Origin of the sequence: Pseudacidovorax sp. (genome assembly GCF_017991995.1) — a bacterium.
GTDB lineage: Bacteria > Pseudomonadota > Gammaproteobacteria > Burkholderiales > Burkholderiaceae_C > Xenophilus.
On sequence record NZ_JAGOPN010000021.1, the window covers coordinates 96007 to 115682 of the forward strand.

At 69.8% G+C, this 19676-nt stretch carries 20 protein-coding genes; 14 read left to right on the top strand and 6 right to left on the bottom strand.

Annotated features, from left to right (window positions below; all coding sequences use genetic code 11):
• Positions 1 to 10 precede the first annotated feature (10 nt).
• From KBC94_RS24200 to KBC94_RS24260, 13 genes are all read left to right on the top strand, one after another.
• Positions 11 to 664: a PAS domain-containing protein gene (locus tag KBC94_RS24200; RefSeq protein ID WP_294376362.1), complete on the top strand. Its 654-nt coding sequence runs from the start codon at positions 11 to 13 to the stop codon at positions 662 to 664.
• Positions 606 to 1493 (top strand): hybrid sensor histidine kinase/response regulator, encoded by an 888-nt coding sequence (locus tag KBC94_RS24205; protein ID WP_294376365.1) that lies wholly within the window; start codon positions 606 to 608, stop codon positions 1491 to 1493. Before KBC94_RS24200 ends, KBC94_RS24205 begins: the two co-directional genes overlap by 59 nt.
• Before the next feature lie 248 nt (positions 1494 to 1741).
• Positions 1742 to 2293: an exopolysaccharide biosynthesis protein gene (locus KBC94_RS24210; protein WP_294376369.1), complete on the top strand. Its 552-nt coding sequence runs from the start codon at positions 1742 to 1744 to the stop codon at positions 2291 to 2293.
• A gap of 125 nt (positions 2294 to 2418) precedes the next feature.
• Complete coding sequence (locus tag KBC94_RS24215) at positions 2419 to 3216, top strand: IclR family transcriptional regulator (protein ID WP_294376372.1); 798 nt, start codon at positions 2419 to 2421, stop codon at positions 3214 to 3216.
• Between the two features lie 237 nt (positions 3217 to 3453).
• Positions 3454 to 4359, top strand: coding sequence for a dihydrodipicolinate synthase family protein (locus KBC94_RS24220; protein ID WP_294376374.1), 906 nt, complete (start codon positions 3454 to 3456; stop codon positions 4357 to 4359).
• Between the two features lie 57 nt (positions 4360 to 4416).
• On the top strand, positions 4417 to 5415 hold the full coding sequence (locus KBC94_RS24225; RefSeq protein ID WP_294376376.1) for a dihydroxyacetone kinase subunit DhaK: 999 nt from the start codon (positions 4417 to 4419) through the stop codon (positions 5413 to 5415).
• A gap of 2 nt (positions 5416 to 5417) precedes the next feature.
• Positions 5418 to 6011 (top strand): DAK2 domain-containing protein, encoded by a 594-nt coding sequence (locus KBC94_RS24230; RefSeq protein WP_294376378.1) that lies wholly within the window; start codon positions 5418 to 5420, stop codon positions 6009 to 6011.
• Between the two features lie 49 nt (positions 6012 to 6060).
• A complete protein-coding gene (locus tag KBC94_RS24235; RefSeq protein WP_294376381.1) occupies positions 6061 to 7047 on the top strand; it encodes a tripartite tricarboxylate transporter substrate binding protein in 987 nt (328 codons plus the stop codon).
• A 126-nt stretch (positions 7048 to 7173) separates the two neighbouring features.
• Positions 7174 to 8046 (top strand): branched-chain amino acid ABC transporter permease, encoded by an 873-nt coding sequence (locus KBC94_RS24240; protein WP_294376384.1) that lies wholly within the window; start codon positions 7174 to 7176, stop codon positions 8044 to 8046.
• A gap of 11 nt (positions 8047 to 8057) precedes the next feature.
• Positions 8058 to 9920, top strand: a complete 1863-nt coding sequence (locus KBC94_RS24245; protein ID WP_294376386.1) for a branched-chain amino acid ABC transporter ATP-binding protein/permease — start codon at positions 8058 to 8060, stop codon at positions 9918 to 9920.
• Positions 9921 to 10006: 86 nt separating this feature from the next.
• Entirely contained in the window at positions 10007 to 11149 is a 1143-nt protein-coding gene (locus KBC94_RS24250) for an ABC transporter substrate-binding protein (protein WP_294376389.1), read from the top strand.
• A complete protein-coding gene (locus KBC94_RS24255) occupies positions 11149 to 11922 on the top strand; it encodes an ABC transporter ATP-binding protein (RefSeq protein WP_294376393.1) in 774 nt (257 codons plus the stop codon). The genes KBC94_RS24250 and KBC94_RS24255 overlap by 1 nt, the downstream gene beginning before the upstream one ends.
• A gap of 89 nt (positions 11923 to 12011) precedes the next feature.
• Entirely contained in the window at positions 12012 to 13388 is a 1377-nt protein-coding gene (locus tag KBC94_RS24260; RefSeq protein ID WP_294376396.1) for an FAD-linked oxidase C-terminal domain-containing protein, read from the top strand.
• Here the strand turns inward: KBC94_RS24260 and KBC94_RS24265 are convergent.
• The 4 genes from KBC94_RS24265 to KBC94_RS24280 form a co-directional block, all read right to left on the bottom strand.
• The gene (locus KBC94_RS24265; RefSeq protein ID WP_294376398.1) at positions 13385 to 14134 is read right to left on the bottom strand and encodes an ankyrin repeat domain-containing protein; all 750 of its coding nucleotides are present in this window, start codon (positions 14132 to 14134) and stop codon (positions 13385 to 13387) included. The genes KBC94_RS24260 and KBC94_RS24265 overlap by 4 nt on opposite strands.
• A gap of 7 nt (positions 14135 to 14141) precedes the next feature.
• Positions 14142 to 14684: a heme-binding protein gene (locus tag KBC94_RS24270; protein WP_294376400.1), complete on the bottom strand. Its 543-nt coding sequence runs from the start codon at positions 14682 to 14684 to the stop codon at positions 14142 to 14144.
• Positions 14685 to 14869: 185 nt separating this feature from the next.
• A complete protein-coding gene (locus KBC94_RS24275; RefSeq protein WP_294376403.1) occupies positions 14870 to 15499 on the bottom strand; it encodes a response regulator in 630 nt (209 codons plus the stop codon).
• 19 nt (positions 15500 to 15518) lie between these two features.
• Complete coding sequence (locus KBC94_RS24280) at positions 15519 to 17000, bottom strand: ATP-binding protein (protein WP_294376407.1); 1482 nt, start codon at positions 16998 to 17000, stop codon at positions 15519 to 15521.
• A gap of 102 nt (positions 17001 to 17102) precedes the next feature.
• Between KBC94_RS24280 and KBC94_RS24285 the strand changes: the two genes are divergently transcribed.
• Positions 17103 to 17849 carry a TetR/AcrR family transcriptional regulator gene (locus tag KBC94_RS24285; RefSeq protein WP_294376412.1) on the top strand — a complete coding sequence of 249 codons (747 nt, stop codon included), beginning with the start codon at positions 17103 to 17105 and terminating at the stop codon, positions 17847 to 17849.
• A 15-nt stretch (positions 17850 to 17864) separates the two neighbouring features.
• Here KBC94_RS24285 and KBC94_RS24290 read toward each other — a convergent pair whose 3' ends face one another.
• Both KBC94_RS24290 and KBC94_RS24295 read right to left on the bottom strand, forming a co-directional pair.
• Entirely contained in the window at positions 17865 to 18770 is a 906-nt protein-coding gene (locus KBC94_RS24290; protein ID WP_294376414.1) for an SDR family oxidoreductase, read from the bottom strand.
• A gap of 59 nt (positions 18771 to 18829) precedes the next feature.
• The gene (locus KBC94_RS24295; protein WP_294376417.1) at positions 18830 to 19618 is read right to left on the bottom strand and encodes an enoyl-CoA hydratase/isomerase family protein; all 789 of its coding nucleotides are present in this window, start codon (positions 19616 to 19618) and stop codon (positions 18830 to 18832) included.
• Positions 19619 to 19676: the final 58 nt, after the last annotated feature.

Sequence of the window (19676 nt, forward strand, 5' to 3'; positions counted from 1 at the left end):
CCGGCTCCTGGTGGACAGCGTCAAGGATTACGCCATCTTCATGCTCGACCCGAGCGGCCACGTCGTGAGCTGGAACGCCGGCGCGCGTGCGAACACGGGCTACGAAGCTGCAGAGATCGTCGGCCAGCACTTCTCGGTGTTCTATCCCGACGAGGTGCGCGCTTCCGGCTTTCCCGATCGCGAGCTGGAGGAGGCCCGCACCGTGGGCCGCTTCGAGGACGAGGGCTGGCGCCTGCGCAAGGACGGCACGCGCTTCTGGGCCAATGTGGTGATCTCGGCCACCTTCGACGCGGGTGGGGTGCTCAAGGGCTTTGCCAAGGTCACGCGCGACCTCACCAAGAAGCGCCGCGTGGCGGCACTGGAGACCGAAGGCCGGCGCATCCAGGAGTTCCTGGCGCTGCTGGGCCATGAGCTGCGCAACCCCCTTGCGCCCATCGCCACCGCCGCAGAGATCCTCGGCCGCGGTCAGGCCGACCCGACCGTGGCGCGCATGGCCGGCATCATCGGGCGGCAGACGCGCCAGCTGACCCGGCTGGTGGACGACTTGCTCGATGCCGCCCGCATCGCCAACGGCAAGATCCAGCTGGAGCGCAAGCCCGTGGAGATTGCTCCTGCCTTGGAGGAGGCGCCGGAAGCCTTCCAGCCGCGCATTTGCGGCCCGTGAGCAGACCCTGTCGGTCGAGCTTGCCCCAGGGCTCTGGACGGCAGGCGATCGCGCGCGGCCGATCCAGGTCGTCTCCAATCTGGTGGTCAATGCCGTCAAATACACCCAGCCCCGCGGCCACATCCATGTCGAGGCGTCGCGGGACACGGCGCGCGATCAGGTCCGGATTCGCGTGCGCGACAACGGACCCGGCATCCCGCCCGAGGAGCTGCCCCGCGTCTTCGAGATGTTCGAGCAGTGTCGGCACGGCAGCGAGCGTGCGCCCGGCGGCCTGGGCCTGGGACTGGCGCTGGTGCGGCAGCTGGTGCAGATGCACGGCGGCGAGGTCGAGGCGCGAAGCACAGGGGTGGCTGGCGAAGGCTCCGAGTTCGTGGTCCTGCTGCCTGCGCTGGCGCCTGTGGAGGAAGGCGGCGTCAGAGGGGTGGGCGCCGCTGTCGCGCCATTGGTGCTCGTCGTCGACGATGTGCCGGATTCGGCGGAGACGCTGGGGCTTTTGATCGAGACGCTGGGCTACGCCGTGGCCCGGGCCCTCGACGGACCGGAGGCCCTCGAGAAGATCCGCCGGCTGCGACCCCGGGTGGTCCTGCTGGACCTGGGCTTGCCGGGCATGAGTGGCTGGGCAGTCGCCGACCAGGCGCATCTGACGCTGCGCGAGCCTCCGCGGTTCGTCGCCATCAGCGGCTATGCGCTGCCGGCCCATCGCGCCGCCACACTCGAGCGCGGCTTTTCTGCGCACCTTGCCAAGCTGGTGGAGGTGGACATGCTGGAGCGAACCTTGCGTCGACTGGCGCCTCTGGCTTCCGCGGCGCCGCGCACCGACGCTGCCTGAGCGGTGGCGGGGCCTCCCGGGCGCATCCCCCCTACAGCCGAGCGCCGAGGCGGCCGACATTCCCGAAAGGGCAGGGTCGCGATGCTGTGTGGCGAATGCTGCCCGCCGAGAAGCCCATGCCGTCGATGCCCGATCCCTCTGCACCCCGCGCGCAGCGCGCGCCTGCCGCAAGCGCGCTGCAGTCCACGGCGGCGGTCGCTGGGGCTGCGACATCGCCCGCGCCAGCGACCGACGGCGCGGCTGCACTGGTGGACAAGCTGCGCGCGCTCGCGCGCCGGGAGCAACGCGTGACGGCCGGCTGCGTGGCCGATGCGATGGGCACGCGAGGCTACGGGCCGTTCCTGCTCGTTCCCGCACTGCTGGAGCTTTCACCCCTGGGCGGCGTGCCCGGCGTGCCGACGCTGCTGGCCGGCGTGGTGGCCCTCTTTGCCGCACAGATGCTCTTCGGTCGCCAGCAGGTCTGGATGCCGCAATGGCTGCGTCGCCGCGCGGTGGCGGGTGGGCGCCTTCCGACCGCTTTGGACAGGCTGCAGCCGGTCACCCGCTTCCTGGACCGTCATTGCCACCGGCGCCTGTCGATGCTCACGCGCGGCCCGTTCGTCCGCATTGCAGCTGCCGCAGTCATTGCCTTGGCCTGCCTTGTACCGCCGCTGGAGCTGGTGCCTTTTGCCAGTTCGGTGCCCATGCTGGCCATCGCGCTGTTCGGACTGGCCCTTCTGGTGAGGGACGGCGTGCTGATGCTGGCGGCGGCGCTGGGCTCGGGGGCGGCCGTGGTTGCCGTCATCCGCATCGTCGGGTGAAGCCGGCGACCCGGGCGGCTGCCGCGCTGCGCTTGGACGACCCGCAGGTGATCCTGCTGGGTCTATGGATTTGATTCCGGAATCCGGAAGGTCTACAGTCGCCTGATCCACGACTCTGCGCCACCATGAGCGACATCAAGAATTCCGCCGCCAGCGACAAGAACCGCATCCAGTCCTTCGGGAAGATGATGGACATCCTGGGCTGTTTCACCACCGTCGACCGCTCGCTCAGCCTGGCGCGCATCGCGCAATCGGCCGACCTGCCGCGGGCGACCACCCATCGCATGCTGACCGCCCTGCGCGAGATCGGCTTCATTCAGCAGGACGGCCGCAGCGGCCAGTACAGCCTCGGACTGCGGCTGTTCGAGCTGGGCAGTCTGGCGCTGGCGAATCTGGACCTGATGCGCGAGGCCAAGCCCTTCATGGATCGCCTTTCACGGCTCGCCAGCGAGTCGGCCCACCTTGGCGTCTTCGACGGCTACAACGTGGTCGTGGTGGAGCGGGAGGACCCGCAGGAACGCGTGCCGGGGCGTCACCTGAGCGGGACCGAATCTGCACCGGCCTACTGCACGAGCGTCGGAAAGGCGGTGCTCGCATTCCAGGGTCCGGAGGTGGTGGACAGGATCATCGCCGCCGGCCTGCGGCCATTCACTGCACAGACCCTGACCAGCGGCGAGGCATTGCGCGCCGAGCTGTCGACGATACGGGAGCGGGGCTATGCGATCGACAACTCCGAGCATCAGATCTGGGTGCGCTGCGTGGCGGCCCCGATCCGTAATGCAGGAGGCCAGGTGTTTGCCGCTGTCAGCGTGACCGGACCGGCGGACCGCATGACCGACGAGCGCATCCATCAGCTCTCCAGTCTGGTCATCCAGGCCGCTGACTCCATTTCCATGCATCTGGGCTACATGCCGCCGCGCTGATGGCAGGGTCGACGGCGCTGCTCTCGCTTTGAAGGCGGCCCAGGCTGCAGCGAGCCACACACGGGGTTAGCCCCGATGTGGCTCCTTTTTTTGGCCCGCAAAATTACGGAACGTTGTACCGGATTCCGGAATTAGTGGCGATAGATGGCCGTCTTGCCGACGATCACTTCCCTAGCGGAACCTGGCCAGACGCTGCCTGAATGGCTTTCGCCCTTTCCAACCTCCAAAGGATCTCTCGTGACCGCACCGTCTTCTTCCTCGCTGCGCCAGAAACTGACCGGCGTCCTGCCGCCCATCACCATGCCCTTCGACGCCAAGGGTGAGCTGGTCAAGGGCGGCCTGAAGGAGCAGATCGACTTCATCATCGGAGCCGGCGCCAATGCCGTCGTCGCCGGCGGCAGCACCGGTGAAGGCCACACACTCACGGATGCCGAGTACGAGGCTGTGATGCGCGAGGCGTACGAGGCCACCAACAACCGCGTTCCCTTCGTCGCTGGCCTGATCGTGCAGAGCACGCGCGACGCCATCGTCCGTACCAACCGGCTGAAGGGCCTGAACATCGAGGCGCTGCAGGTCACGCCCGTGCATTACCTCTTCAAGCCCGATGCGGAAGCCACCATCGAGCACTTCCGGGCCATCTACGACGCGACGGGCATCCCGATCCTGATCTACAACGTGATCCCCTGGAACTACCTCAGCGTCGACCTCATGCTGCGGATCATGGACGAGGTGCCGGGCGTGGTCGGCATGAAGCAGAGCGGCGGCGACCTGAAGTCGGTCTCCGACCTGCTGCTGCGATGCAAGCCGGAGAACCTGGTGCTCTCGGGCGTGGATGCGCTGCTGTACCCCGGCTTCTGCCTGGGCATGCACGGTGCCATCACGGCGCTGACCAGTGCCGTGCCGGGCGTGATCGTCAAGCTGCAGAAGGCCGTGGCGGCCAACGACCACGAGACCGCGCGCGACATCCACTTCAAGCTCAATGCGCTCTGGAACAGCCTCAATCACGACAACCTGCCAGCCTGCGTGAAGTACATCCAGCACTTGCAGGGCGTGTCGATGTTCGAACCCCGCGCGCCCATGATGCGCGTGAGCGATGCGCAGAAGGCGGCGATCAAGAAGAACCTGCAGCCGCTGCTCGCCTGAGCTTCGTCCCGACGCACAGGGCGTCTGCCCTGGCGCACCAGATCCCGGAGACACCCCTTGAAGAAGATCCTCAACGCGCCGTCCGACTACGTGGACGAGATGCTGGAAGGCCTGTGCGCTGCCCACCCCGACACCTACCGGCTGCTCGGGGAGGATCGCCGCGTCATCGTCCGCGCCGATGGGCCCGTGGCGGGCAAGGTCGCCATCGTGACGGGCGGCGGCTCGGGCCACCTGCCTGTCTTCCTTGGCTACGTGGGCGAGGGGCTGCTGGACGGCTGCGCCGTCGGCAACGTCTTCGCCGGGCCCCGGGTCGCCGACTGCCAGCTGGCCATGGCGCAGTGCGATGGCGGCGCGGGTGTGCTGGCCCTCTACGGCAATTACGGCGGCGACCGCATGAACTTCGACATGGCGCAGGAGTTCCTGGAACTGGAGGGCAGGGCGATCACATCGCTGCGCGTGGCGGACGACGTGGCGAGCGCCCCTGCCGAGCAGCGCGACAAACGTCGCGGTGTGGCAGGGCTCGTGCTGGTCTACAAGGTCGCCGGGGCGCGGGCCGCCCTGGGTGGCAGCCTGGCCGAGGTGACGGCCGCGGCAAGAAAGGCCGCCGACGCCGTTCGCAGCATCGGCGTGGCGCTGACACCGTGCATCGTTCCTGAATCAGGCAAGGCGACTTTCGAACTCGCCCCGGACGAGGTCGAGTTCGGTATGGGCATCCATGGCGAGCCGGGGATCTGGCGCGGGCCGCTGAAGACGGCCGACGCGCTTGCCGACGAAATGCTGGACCGGCTGCTGCCGGAGCTTTCCACCGGGCAGGGCGCAAGAGTGGCTGTGCTCGTCAACAGCCTCGGCGCCACGCCGCTGGAGGAGCTGTACATCCTCTACCGGCGGGTGGCCGCGCGGCTCGGGGCGTTGGGCGTGACGCCGGTGATGCCGCTGGTCGGGCGTTATGCCACGTCCATGGAGATGGCCGGTGCCTCCCTGTCGCTGATGCCCCTGGACGACGAGCTCGAGGCCCTGCTCAAAGCACCGGCTGACTGTCCCTTCTGGAAGGTCTGACCATGGACGCACAGCTGTTGAAGGCAGCGCTCGCGCGCTGGGCGGACGCGATGAAGAAGGCCGCGGCGGAACTGAACGAGCTCGATAGACGGCTGGGCGATGGCGACCTGGGCGCGACGCTCGAGCGTTGCGCCACCAACATCGAGCAGGCACTGCCCGCCATGCCGGACAGTCTGGAAGCCGTGTTCCGCGGCGCCGCGCAGGCCTGTGCCAAGGCCTCGGGCTCCAGCTTCGGGACGCTGCTGGCCGCGGCCTTCCTCGGCAGTGCGAAATGGGTGCCACCGCGTGAGACGCTGAGCCCCCACCAGATCGCCGAACTGCTCTCGCTGTGCGTCACCCAGCTGGCGGCGCGCGGTGGTGCATCGCTGGGCGACAAGACCATGCTCGACTCGCTGGACGCCATTGCGCGGGCGCTGGAGCAGGCACCCCTGACGGCCGATGCAAGAGCCGTTGCCGTCCATTCCGCGCGACAGGCGCTGGACGATTACCGCGGGCGGCCCAACAAGGTCGGGCGCGCCCGGATGTTCGCCGACCGCAGTGTCGGCCTCGACGACCCCGGCATGGTGGCCGTGCTGCGGATGGCCGAGGCCATCTAGCCCCGGCCGCTTGCCGGTTGCCCCATCAACATTCGAAGGAGACAAGACCATGAACACCTATCGCCGCCACTTCCATCGCATCGGCTGCATGAGCGCGCTGCTCGCGCTGCAGGGCCTGCCCGGCCTTGCGATGGCGCAGGGCGCCACCGACTATCCGAACCATCCGATCGAGATGATCGTGCCCTTCGGCGCGGGCGGCGGCACCGACGCTCTCGCGCGGGTGTTTGCGGACGCGATCAAGAAGCACCTTCCGCAGCCGGTGACCGTCATCAACAAGCCGGGCGCCAGCGGCGCGATCGGCTTCGGCGAGGTGGCCACGAGCCGGCCCGACGGCTACAAGATCGGCATGATCTCGGTCGAACTGGCCATCCTGCCCCACATGGGCGTGGCCAAGTTCACCACCGACGACTTCACGCCTATCGTGCGGCTGAACTCGGACCCGCTGGTCCTGAGCGTCAGTGCGGACTCGCCGTGGAAGACGGTGGACGAATTCGTGGAGGCGGTCAAGAAGCGCCCGCAGCCCGTCACCTTCGGCAATGCCGGCACGGGCGGCGTGTCGCATCTGGCGGCGCTGGCCTTGCAACAGAAGCTGGGCACCAGCTTCACGCACGCGCCGTTCCAGGGCAACGCGCCGGCCATCGTCGCGCTGCTGGGCGGCCACATCGATGCGGTGATGTCCTCGCCGTCGGAGGTCGCGACCTATGTCAGTGGCAAAAAGGTCCGTCCCCTGGCCGTGCTGTCGGACCAGCGCATGCAGGGGGCCTTTGCGGATGTGCCCACGCTCAAGGAGCGCAAGGTGGACCTGAGCATGGGCACCTGGCGCGGCGTTGCGGTGCCCAAGGGAACGCCTGCGGATGTCGTGGGTGTGCTGACGGCGGCTTCGACCAAGGCCGCGAACGACCCCGCAGTCAAGGAGTCGATGGAGCGTCAGAGCCTCGGCTACGCGGTGGCCGACGGCGCGACCTTCCAGCGGCAGATCTCCGGTGACACGGCGCTCTTCAAGCAGCTGATCGATCAGCTCGGCGCGAAGAAGTAAGCGCCACTCGCCATCCTTTTGCCGCCAGTCCGACGGCCACCCTCGAGGGTCGGCCGGCTCGGCTGCGGGCCCCTTTCGCCAGGAGAAAGCCATGTATTCGTCCACGCCTTGCTGGAGTCAATCCGCATGACCGGCCAGATCATCATCAGCGGACTGTCCATGGGGGCCATCTATGCCCTGCTGGCGCTGGGCTATGCCTTCGTCTGGAGGACGATGGCCATCGTCAACTTCGCCGCTGGCGAGTTCGTCACCTTCTCCTCCTACATCTTCGTGGCGACCTTCGTCACGGCGCTGGGTTTTCCCTTCGTGATCGCCGCGGTGTCGGCCGCGGTGGTGATGGCGCTGCTGGGGGCGGTCTTCTCCCGCGTGGTGTTCTCGCGGCTGCAGTCGCAGCGGCCTCTGGTCTCTATCGTCGCGACGGTGGGCTTCGGCATCTTCCTCAAGGAGATGGCGCACATCATCTACGGGCCCGAGCCGCTGCTGTATCCCAGCCCGCTGGGCGATGGCGGCATCGCGCTGATGGGCCTCAACGTCGGCTGGCAGCACCTCATGATCATCGGCGTCGTGCTGGCGCTCACTGCGGTCCAGCAGGTGGTGCTGCGTCGCACGATGGTCGGCAAGATGATGCGCGCCGTGGCGGCCGATCGCGACACGGCTGCGCTGATGGGCATTCCGGTGCAGAAGGTCCTTGCGGGCACCTTCGCCTACTCCAGCGTGCTTGCGGCGCTGGCCGGCATCCTGCTGGCGCCCCTGTTCTTCGTGACGACGGAGATGGGCGGCATGGTGGGCCTCAAGGGCTTCGTCGCGATGATCATCGGCGGCTTCGGCAGCATTCCCGGCGCAATCCTCGGTGGCGTGCTCCTCGGTGTGAGCGAGAACCTGGGCGCGTACTGGATTTCATCGACCTACAAGGAGGCCATCGCTTTTGTGCTGCTGCTGGCCTTTCTCGCCTTGCGTCCGCAAGGGCTGCTGCCCGAACGCAGCGCCGACCGGGCATGAGGAGCGCACGCATGACGATGACTGCGCGCAAGTTCCTGCTCCTGGCCATCCTGCTGGCGCTGGCCGCGTTCCCGTGGGTGGCGGCCGTGAACACCTATTGGCTGCACATCCTCAACCTCACCTGGATCGCGGCCATCGCTGCGCTGGGCCTGAACATCGCCACGGGCATGACGGGCCAGATCGTGCTCGGCCAGGCTGCGCTCATGGGCGTCGGCGCCTATGTCACCGGCCTGGCGGTCGCCCGGCTGTCCGTGCCCTGGTGGGCCGCGCTGCCCGCTGCACTCGGCATCGCGGTGGTCGTGGGCGTGGCGCTGGGCCTGTTGTCGATGCGCATCAAGGGCCACTACCTGGCCATCGTCACCCTGGCCCTCAACGAGATCTTCCGGCAGGTGGTCTTGAACGAAGAGGCCGTGACCGGCGGGCCGATGGGCCTGCGAGACGTGCCCGCGCCAGCCCTGTTCGCATCGTGGGGGCCCGACACGGACACCCTGCTGTACCTGCCCTTGCTGCTGATCCTGGTCGCGGTCTATGCGATCGCGATCCGGATCTACGGCCGCCAACTCGGCCGCCGCATGCGCGCGGTGCGCGACGATGAACTCGCCGCCGAATCGATGGGGGTCGACTCGCGCACCACCAAGATCCAGGCCTTCGTGCTGTGCAGCGTGTTCGGCGCGCTGGCTGGCGGGCTGTACGTGCTCACCAACGGCTTCATCTCGCCCAACAACTTTCTCATCGTCGAAAGCGTCAAGCTGCTGCTCATGACGGTGATCGGCGGGCTGGGCTCCATCGGCGGCACCGTGTTGGGCGCCGCGGTGGTCACCATCCTGCCCGAGGCGCTGCGCGACCTGCAGGCCTACTACATGGCCGCCTTCGGGCTGGGCGTGATGCTGGTGCTGCTGCTTGCCCCGCATGGCCTGGGGGTGGTGGGCGACTGGCTGCTGGCGCCGTGGCTGCCAAAGACGGAGCACGGCCCGCAGTCGGGCACGGTGCTGGCGATTCCGAAAGACGTCGACGCGAACTCCACGCCCGTCTCGCGCCCCACACCGCCCGGCCCCGATGCGCGCGTCGTGATGCGCGTGCGCGATGTCTCCAAGCACTTCGGCGGCGTCTATGCGCTGCAGCAGGTGGGCTTCGACGTGCGCGAGGGCGAAATCCTGGGCGTGATCGGCCCCAACGGTTCGGGCAAGAGCACCTTGATCAACGCCTGCTCCGGCATCGTCCGGCCCGACGCGGGGCACATCGAGCTCGACGGCGAGGACATCTCCGCCCAGCCTGCCTGGGACATCCATGCGCGTGGCGTGGCCCGCATCTTCCAGAACGTCCGGTTGTGGGAGTCCATGACCGTGCTGGAGAACGTAATGCTCGCGTGGCACGGCGCTGCGGCCGGATCGACGCCGGCACAGCGCGAATCGGCGGCGCGCAGTGCGGCGCAAGAGGCGTTGAGGGCGATGGGCATCGACTTCCTGGCGACGCGCCGGGCTGGCGATCTGTCCTTCGGTCAGAGCCGGATGGTCGAGCTCGCTCGCGCCATGGTGGCCCGGCCCCGACTGCTGCTGCTGGACGAGCCCGCCGCCGGACTGCGGGGCGGCCTGATCCTGGAGCTGGCGGACATCCTGCAGAAGCTGCGCGCCCAGGGCACCACGGTGCTGGTGGTGGAGCATCGCATCAAGCTCGTGATGGCCATGTGCGACCGGGTCGTCGTGCTGAACCTCGGCAAGAAGATCGCCGAAGGCACACCGGCCGAGATCCAGGCCGACCCTGAGGTGATCGAGGCCTACCTTGGCGAGCGTGCCGGCTACGACGCCGCGGCTGTTGCGCTCGGCACCTCGCATCCGCAGCACGAAGCCGCGGCTGTGCTCGCCCACCACGCCTGAACACCTGCACCCGCACGCGCACCGTCACTCGCCTCGCGGCGCTTCAGCCGAGACCCTGCCCTGCCAACGACAACCCGGAGACCACCATGAACCCTGCACACCGTCCCCTGAAGGCCAGCATGGCCGCCGCGCTCGCCTTGACCGGCGGCCTTCTGTTCAGCGCCCCGGCGATGGCGCAGGACGCCGTCACCATCGGTGCAGCGGCGCCCCTGACCGGCCCGCGTGCCAACCTGGGCCGCTATTTCCGGCAGGGCGTGGAGCTGGCCGTGGACGAGATCAACAAGGGTGGCGGCGTGCTCGGCAAGCCGCTCAAGGTGGTGTTCGAGGACGACCAGGCCGACAACCCGAACGTGGCGATCAACGCGGTCAACAAGCTGCTCAAGGTGCACAAGGTCACGGCCTTCGTGGGCCCACACTTCTCGGTGGCGCAGCTGGCGACGCAGAAGATGTACTGCGACAGCGCCGTCTCGGTGACGGGCGCGAGTGGCGTGCCCGTGACGGCGGCCGGCTGCATGACCGTGATCCGCAATCGCGCCAACGACAACCTCAACGCCAAGGCCATCGTCGAGTACGCACGCACCCACCTCAAGCTCGACAAGATCGGCGTGCTCTCGATCAACGACGACTTCGGCAAGGCCGGTGCCGTCCGCGTGATCGAGCAGATCGAGGCGGCGGGCCTCAAGCCCGTGCGGGTCGAGTCGCACAACCCCGAGGACAAGGACTTCTCTGCCCAGCTGGGACGCCTGCGCGATGCCGGCGCGCAGATGGTGATCATGTGGACGCATGACAACGAGGCGGCCCTGATCGTGCGCCAGGCCAAGCAGCTGGGCCTGAAGATGAAGTTCGCCGGCAGCACCTCGCTCAGCCAGCCGGTGTTTGTGAAGCTGGCCGGCGAGGCGGCGGAAGGGGCGCTGAGCTCCAGCGACTTCGTGCCCGGCAATCCCGACCCGGCGGTGCAGGAGTTCGTCAAGAAATACGAGGCGCGGACCAAGACGGAGACCGAGCTCTACGCGGCGACCTACTACGACGCCACCTGGCTGCTGGCAAAGGCCATCGGCGATGCCGGTTCGACCGAGCCGGCAAAGGTGCGCGAAGCTTTCGCCAGGATCTCGTACAAGGGCGTGCTGGCCGACTACAAGTGCCTGCCCAATGGCGACTGCAACAACCAGATCAACATCGTCGAGATTCAGAAGGGGCAGCCCGTGGTGAAGACCACGGTCCGGTTCTGATGAACGCCGTGACGGACCTTCCCGCGGGCTTGCGGAGCGGGCCTGCGCCGGACGCGGGTCCGCTGGTGCTGGACATCCGCCATGCCGACGCCTTCTACGGCAAAGCGCAGATCCTGTTCGACATCAGCGTGCGCGTGCCCCGCGGACAGGTGGTGTCGCTGATCGGGGCCAATGGTGCGGGCAAGTCGACCATGCTCAATCTGGTGATGGGGCGCCTGCGTGCCAGCGCAGGGGCCGTCGAGCTCGATGGCCGGTCGATCCTGGGCCTGGACACCGAGCAGATCATCGCCGCGGGCGTGGCCTGCGTACCCCAGCGCCGGCGCATCTTCGGGACCCTGACGGTGCTGGAGAACCTGGAGGTCGGGGCCTATGTGCGGCGCCGGGACCGGGCCGGCGTGGCCCGCACGCTGGACGAGGTCCATGCGCTTTTTCCGGTGCTCGCCAGGAAGGCGAACATGCTGGGCGGCGTCCTGTCGGGCGGCGAGCAGCAGATGCTCGCCATCGGCCGTGGCCTGATGTCCAACCCCTCGCTGCTGCTGCTCGACGAACCGTCGATGGGCATCTCGCCCAAGCTCACGACCGAAATGTTCGCGGACATCCGGCGCATTGCGCGCACGGGGCGCACGGTGCTGATCGTTGAGCAGAACGCTTATGCGGCGCTGGGCATCTCGGACTACGGCTATGTGCTCGAGAACGGCGCCGTCGCGCTCGAAGGGCCGGCCTCGGACTTGATGCACGACGACTACGTGCGGCAGACCTACCTCGGGGCATGAAATGACTGGACGAGCGGCCGGACTGTACGGATACCCGGTGGGGCCTTTCAACCGTGAATGATTCAGCGCGCGACCTCGTCGCACAGCGCGTGCAGGCGCTGCTGCCGGCGCTGCGCGCGCGTTTTGGTGACCGTGTGTCAACGGCCGCCGCCGTCCTCGACCACCACGGCGGGGGCGGGGAGGGCGTGCCCATCCGCAGCCTGCCGGATGCCGTCGTGTTTCCGCTGGATAACGAGGAGGTGGCCTTCGTCGCGCGGCTGTGCAACCAGACCGTCGTCCCCATCGTGCCTTTTGGCACCGGCACCTCGCTCGAGGCGCACGTGGCGGCGGTCCGTGGCGGGATCAGTCTCGATCTGTCGCGCATGGACCGGTTGCTCGATGTCAGCGCCGATTCCCTGGACTGCCGGGTGCAGGCGGGCGTGACCCGCCTTCAGCTCAACGCGGAGTTGCGGGAGCTTGGGCTCTTCTTTCCCATCGACCCTGGCGCCAATGCGAGCCTCGGCGGCATGACCTGCACCCGGGCCTCGGGGACGGCTGCGGTGCGCTACGGGACGATGCGCGATGCCGTGCTGGGCCTGACCGTGGTGATGCCGGATGGACGGATCGTGCGCACCGGCACGCGCGCGCGCAAGACGGCGGCCGGGCTCGACCTGACCCGGCTGTTCGTCGGCAGCGAAGGCGTGCTCGGCATCGTCACCGAGATCCAGCTGCGCCTGTGGGGCCTGCCCGAGACGGTGCAGGCCGCCGTGTGCCAGTTCGACGATCTCCGGTCCGCCATACAGACCGTCATTGCCGTGCTGCAGATCGGCGTACCGGTCGCGCGGATCGAACTGCTGGACGACGTTCAGACGGCGGCCTGCATCGCCTTCTCGGCATTGACCGAGCTCCAGCCGCGGCCCACCCTGTTCATCGAGTTTCATGGCTCGCCCGCAGCCGTGCGCGAGCAGATCGAGACCATCGAGCAGATCGCCGCGGACAACGGCGGCAGCGGATTCGCCTGGGCCGAGCGGCCGGAGGACCGCAGCCGCCTCTGGAAGGCGCGCCATGACGTCACCTACGCCAACCTGGCGCTGCGACCGGGCTGCCGGATGATCGGCACCGATGCCTGTGTGCCCATCGCTGCGCTGGCGGCGTGCATCGAGGAGACCCGCAGCGACATCGAGGCCAGCGGTCTGCTTGCACCGCTCGTCGGCCATGTCGGCGATGGCAACTTCCATCTGGGCATCCTGTTCGACCCGGGCAGCGAGGACGAGCGTGCGCGGGCCGAGGCGTTGGCCGAGCGCGTGGCGATGCGCGCGATCCGAATGGGCGGCACCTGCACCGGCGAGCACGGGATCGGGCTGCATCGCATCCACCAGCTGGTGGCCGAGCATCCGGAGGGCGTGGACCTGATGCGGGCGATCAAGCGCGCCCTCGATCCGGCCAACATCATGAATCCGGGGAAGATGTTCGAGATGGCGTCCTAGGAGGTCGGGGCGGTGGCGCTGGGCGCTGGCGCGCCGGGTACCGTGCGACGGTGTGGCGCAGCCTCGATCAACCGCACCATGCCCGTATAGCCGCGTGCTCGGGCCAGGTCCAGCGGCGTGCGGCCCTGCCGGTCGGCCAGGCGCAGGTCGGCGCCGGCGTCGATCAGCGCGGCCAGCGTGCGCTGGTGGCGCGGCCCGCCGTCGCCCAGCACCACGGCCTCGATGGCCGCAGTCCAGTGCAGGTTGTTGACATGGTCCAGCGGCGCACCGGCGCGGATCAGCCGCTGCACCACCGTGTCGTGGCCCAGGTGTGCGGCGGCAATCAGGGCGGTGCCGTCGTAGCGGCTGGTGACCAGGCGCGCGGAGGCGCCCAGGTCCAGCAGCAGCGACAGCGTCGGCAGGTCGTCGGCCACGGCGGCGATGGTCACGGCGTCGTAGCGGTCGGCGTCCATGGCACCCAGGTCGGCACCGGCCGCCGCCAGGGCGCGGATGGCCTCGGCCTGGCGGGCGAAAGTGGCCACATGCAGCGGCGTGCGGCCGTGGGCATCGCGACCATTGACCGGTGCGCCATGGGCGAGCGCCTGACGCAGCCCCGGCAGGTCACCGCGCTGCGCGGCGCGGAAGAGGCCGGTGTAGGCCTCGGCCTCTGCGGCGGTGGGCGCGACCTGCGCCGATGCGGTTGCCGTACCCAGCGACAGTGCTGCGGCCACAGCCAGAAGGGAAGCGGCGAGGCGGCCGCAGCGCATCGGCATCTCAAGCGCCCAGTTGTGCTTTGACGGATTCCAGGCCCGCATTGGCGCACTGGTCGTCCAGGTGGCCGCCGGGCGCGCCGCCGACGCCCACGGCACCGATCACCTCGTTGCCGGCCTTGATCGGCACGCCGCCGCCCAGCAGCAGGAAGCCGGGGATGTTCACCAGGTTGGCGGCGCCGGGGTTCTTCTGGGCGTTCTCCATCATCGCGAGCGTGGGCGCCTTGCCCGAGGCCGAGGTGAAGGCCTTGCGCTCGGCCGCGGCCACGGTGTGCGGGCCGGCGTTGTCGGCGCGCTGCACGGCGCGCACGGTGCCGGCGCGGTCGACCACGGTGGCCGTGACGGCGTAGCCATTGGCGGCGCAGGCGGCCACCGTGGCGGCGGCGATCTGGTTGGCCAGCGGCAGGCTCAGGGCGCGTTCGGTGCGGAGCATGGGTGCGGCAGCGGCGGCCGGTGCCGTGGCCTGCTGGGCCAGGGCAAGGCTGGCGAGCGTGGCCAGGGCGGCGCCGGTGCAGGCGCGGGTCAGGGAGGCGGGCGAAATGGGCATGGAAATCTCCAGTGTTGTGACGCGGTGAAGTCCGCTCGTCGGCGGTGATGCCACTGTAGAAATCCGTCCGCACCGCGCCCATTCGTGCGGCTACGCGCGCCACTGCGTAGAACTACGGAGCGGCGATGGCGCATGGACGGCGCCTCCTGCGGCAGCGGCGCCGCGATGGCGCCACGCTGGCGTCGCTAGGCTGCCGGCGCCTCGGCCAGCACGGCATAGCGCCGGATCAGTTGCGCCAGCGACTCGCAGTCCAGCTTGGCGAAGAGGTTGGCGCGGTGCGTCTCGACCGTGCGCGGCGACAGGTCCAGCCGGCGCGCGATCTCCTTGTTGGTCAGGCCTTCGATGATGAAGGCCAGCACCTCGCGCTCGCGCGGCGACAGCTGGGCGAAGCGCTCGCGCGCCGCATGGTCGCCCAGCAGCCGCTCGCGCGAGCGCACATGCTGGCGCACGGCAGCCTGCAGCGCGTCGATGAGTTGCTGGTCGTCCACCGGTTTCTCCAGGAACTCCGCCGCCCCCGACTTGAAGGCGCGCCGGCACAGCTCGACCGTGCCGTGGCCGGTGAGCATCAGCACCGGCTGGTCCACGCCCTCGGCGATCAGCCGGTCCAGCACCGCGAGGCCGCTGATGCCCGGCATGCGGACGTCGAGCACGATGGCGCCGATCTCGCGCCGGTCGAACTGCGCCAGGAAGGCGAGCGGGTCGGCCCACGCCTGCACCCGCAGCCCCACCGTGCCGATGAGCAGGGCGAGCCCGTCTCGCACGGCGTCGTCGTCGTCGATCAGGTGGATGAGCGGGGATTGGGGCGAAGCGTTCATGGCATGCGGACGCGGGTGATCAGGCCTCGGCCAGTGGCAGGGCGAGCGTGAAGCGCGCGCCGCCTTCGGGCGGGTTGTCGGCGGCCAGGCTGCCGCCCTGGCCGGTGGCCAGCGTCTCGCTGAGGCTCAGGCCCAGCCCGAGTCCGCCCGGGCGCGTGCTGACGAAGGGCTGGAAGATGCGCGGCAGCAGCTCGGGCGCGATGCCCGGCCCGCTGTCGTGGATCTGCAGCAGGCCCTGGCCCTGCTGGCGCAGCACGGCGATGCGGATGCGCCGCGGCGCGTCGGCCGGCCGGCTCTCCAGCGCCTGCAGCGCGTTGAGCAGCAGGTTGTGGACGATCTGCTCCACCGCCACGGGGTCGGCCTGCACGCGCACCGGCTCCGGGGTGGCGGCCGTCTCCACCGCCACTTGGCGGCGCGTGCATTCGGGCTCCAGCAGATGCAGGGCATCGCGCACCACATCCTGCAGCGCGACGACGGTGCGCCGCTCGCCGGCCTGTGCCTCGGGCCGCTCGATGGCGCGGCGCAGGCGCGCGACCACGGCCGCGGCGCGGCGGGCCTGCTCGGCCGCCTGGGCCATGGCGCCTCGGGCGGTGGCCAGCTCGGGCGGGTCGTCGTCGAGCAGGCGGCGTGCGGCCTGCGTGTTGGCCAGCATGGCGGTGAGGGGCTGGTTGAGCTCGTGCGCCATGCCGGCGGCCAACTCGCCGAGTGTGTTGAGCCGGCCGACCTGCCCCAGACGCAGCAACTCCTCGGCCCGGCGGCGCCCGGTGCGCTGGCGCTGCCAGGCCTGCAGCACGCCCAGCGCGAGGGCGACGGCCGCCGCCCACAGCGCCATCGCAGCCCAGGGCAGTTCGGCCCAGCCCACGCGCCGCATCGACACCACCTCGAAGGGCTGGCTGGCCGAGGCCAGCGTCTTGCGGAAGCCGAAGTGCCAGCCGCCGGCCGCGGTCGCATCGCGGCCGGGTTGCAGCACGAAGGCCTGGCCATCCAGCGTCAGCACCGTTCGGGCGGCGGCCGTGCGTGGATCGCTCGGCCATTCCTGCCAGGGCACGGCCGCAGCCAGGTCGATGTCGAGTGCGTAGCTGGTCGGCTCGGCCGCCATGAGCAGTTGATAACGGCCGGCGGCCAGGTCGATGCGGCTGAGCACCGCCGCCTTGCGGCTGCGCGAGCGGGCTTCGGCGGCGGCCAGTTCCGCATCGGCCCATGCGGTGCCGGGCGCGCGCCGTTGCACGCGCAGGATGGCGGGATAGACGGCGCTCAGCCGCTGTTCGGGCCGGTCGGCGGCGGCGGACGCCTGGGCGCCACCCAGCAGCGCCAGCGTGGCCAGCACCGCGTCGTACTGCACCACCTGCTGGCTCAGCAGCCGATGGGCGATGCGGCCTTCGGTGTCGAAGTCGGCCTGCAGGCGATCGAGTTCGGTCCGCGCCAGCCATGCACCACCCGCCAGCACGGCGGCGAGCCAGGCCAGCAGCCAGGGCAGCAGGAAGCGCAGGGAGCGGGGCATCCGGGCATTGTGCCGGTGGGCACCAACACGACCTCTGCCGCGCGACCGAGGTGCTATCGTTTCCGGCCCAGTCCCCGTGGCCTTCCCGCCTCCACGTTCGCCATGCCCTCCAAAGCCTCGTCCCCTTCCACCGCGCCGGCGCTGCGCAAGCGCGTGACCCGCAAGGCCGTCGCCGCCTCTGCTGCGCCCGCCGTGGACGTGGCCATGGACGAGGAAGTCCCTGCGGACGAGGGCGGCGAAGCCGGTACCCGGCTGACCCAGGCCGAGCGCCGCGCGCTGGCCGAGCGGCGCATCCTGGACGCGGCGCTGGAGTTGGTGGCGCGTCGCGGCTCGGTACGCATGACGCTGGCCGAAGTGGGCGAGGCCGCCGGCTACAGCCGCGGCCTGCCGGCCCATCGCTTCGGCAACAAGGCCGGCCTGTTGCAGCGGGTGGTGCTCAACATCGGCGCGCGCTTCGAGGCACGGCGCCTCGCGCTGCCGCAGCACCGTCCTGGGCTCGACGCGGTGCGCAGTCTGGTCTCCACCTACTTCGTCCGCGACGACACCCGCTGGATCGAGACCCGCGCGCTGCTGGTGATGATGACCGAGGGCTTCATGGAGGACTCGGAACTCAACCCCTACATCGGCGAATACATCCGCAGCAGCATCTCGCGGCTGGAGCAGCACATCCGCGACGGCATTGCGCTGGGCGAGATCCGTGCCGACATCGACCCGACCACCGCCGCCACGCTGCTGCTCGGCGCGCTGCGCGGCGTGCTGCACCAGCGCCTGGTGCTGGGCGACCTGCGGCTGGACAAGGTGCGGGACCTGGCCCTACAGATGGTCGACAGGACCTTGGCGCCGCATTGACGGCGGCCGCCGGGCTCAGCCGCCGCGGCCCGCCCGCGCGCGAGCCCAGTCGTCCGGTCCCCAGGCCAGCAGGTCTTCGGCGCCGGAGGTGCGCAGGTGCTGGCCGCCGTCGATGGCGATCATCTCGCCGTTGATATAGGCCGCGCTGTCGCTCACCAGGAAGGCGGCCAGCTCGGCCAGCTCCGGCGGCCGGCCGACGCGGCCCAGCGGGTTGGCTGGATAAGGGGCGGCAGCCCCGGCCTCAGCCGCGACGCCAGTGCCTGCGCTCGCCTCCACATTCGGCGCCGCATTGGCAAATGCTCGCCCCGCCGTTGGGTCCAGCGCCTGGCCCGCGCCCGCCGTCGGGAAGGGCCCGGGTGCGATGGCCACGCTGCGGATGCCGTGCGGACCCCATTCCACGGCCAGGCTGCGCGTCATGGCCAGCAGCCCCGACTTGGCCATGGCCGAGGGCACGGTGAAGGCGCGACCGGTGCGGGTGGAGGTCGAGAGGATGCTCAGCACCACGCCCGGCCGGCCGCTGTCGATCCAGCGTCGGCCGGCCTGCAGCGTGCAGTACAGCGCGCCGTGCAGCGTGGGCCCCAGGATGGCGTCGGCCGCGCGGGCGCTCAGGCGTTCGGTCTGCGCGATGAAGGTGGCCGCCGCGTTGTTGACCAGCACATCGAGCGGGCCTTGCTGCCAGGCTGCATCGAACATGGCTTCGACGGCGGACGGATCGCGCACGTCACAAGTCAGGGTCTGCACATTGGCGTCGTGGCGTGCCAGGAGGCCGTCGCGTGCGGCCGCCAGCAGCTCGGCCCGGCGGCCGCACAGCACCAGCTGTGCGCCCAGCGCCGCGAAGCGCTCGGCCATGGCAAGCCCCAGGCCGCTGCCGCCGCCGGTGATGAGGATGCGCCGTCCGCGCAGCAGTCCGTCTTGAAGCATGGTGTTGCCCTGGCCCCGCGGTGCGGGCGTTGTTGCGAAAGAGGAGGCGTGCCGCCGGCTTACCGGCCGCTGAACTTCGGCGGCCGGCGCTCGGACATGGCCTGCACGCCCTCGCGGAAGTCCTCGCTGCGAAAGTGCGCGAACTGCATCTCGCTTTCGCGCGCGACGGCTTCGCGCAGCAGCGGCATCAGTTCGCGCCGCAGCGTGGTGCGGGTGGCCTGCACGGCGATGGGCGCCGACAGTGCGATCTCTTGCGCGAGTTCCAGGGCCGCGCCGCGCACGGCCTCGGGCCCATCGACCAGCTCGTCGACCAGGCCCAGCGTGTGGGCCTGCGTGCCGTCGATGCGCCGGCCGGTGTAGAAGAGCAGGGCGGCCTGCTGCGGACCCACCAGCCGCGGCAGCGTGACCGACAGGCCGAAGCCGGGATGGAATCCCAGCCGGTTGAAGTTGGCGCTGAAGCGCGCCTGCGGGCAGCTCACGCGAAAGTCCGCGGCCAGCGCGAGGCCCAGTCCGCCGCCGATGGCCGGCCCGTGCACCGCGGCCACGATGGGCTTGCCGGTGGCGTAGATGCGCAGCGCCTCGGCATAGATCGGGTTGAGTGCGCGCGGGCTGGTGGCTGCCGTGGCATCGGTGTCGCCGCCGAAGTTGGCACCGGCGCAGAAGGCCGTGCCCTGCGCGGCCAGCACCACGGCGCGGCAGTCGGCATGGGCTTCGAGGTCTTCGAGCGCATCGGCGATGGCGCGGATCAGCGGCACGTCGAAGAAGTTGTGCGGCGGGCGGCGGATCTCGAGGATGGCGACGTGGCCGTCCATGTCGACGCCGAGGTCGGTGTGGCTGCGTGGGGGCATGAAGGTCTCGGGGAATGTGAAGGGAATGCTGGGCGCCATACGCTGAAGCGCGAGACGT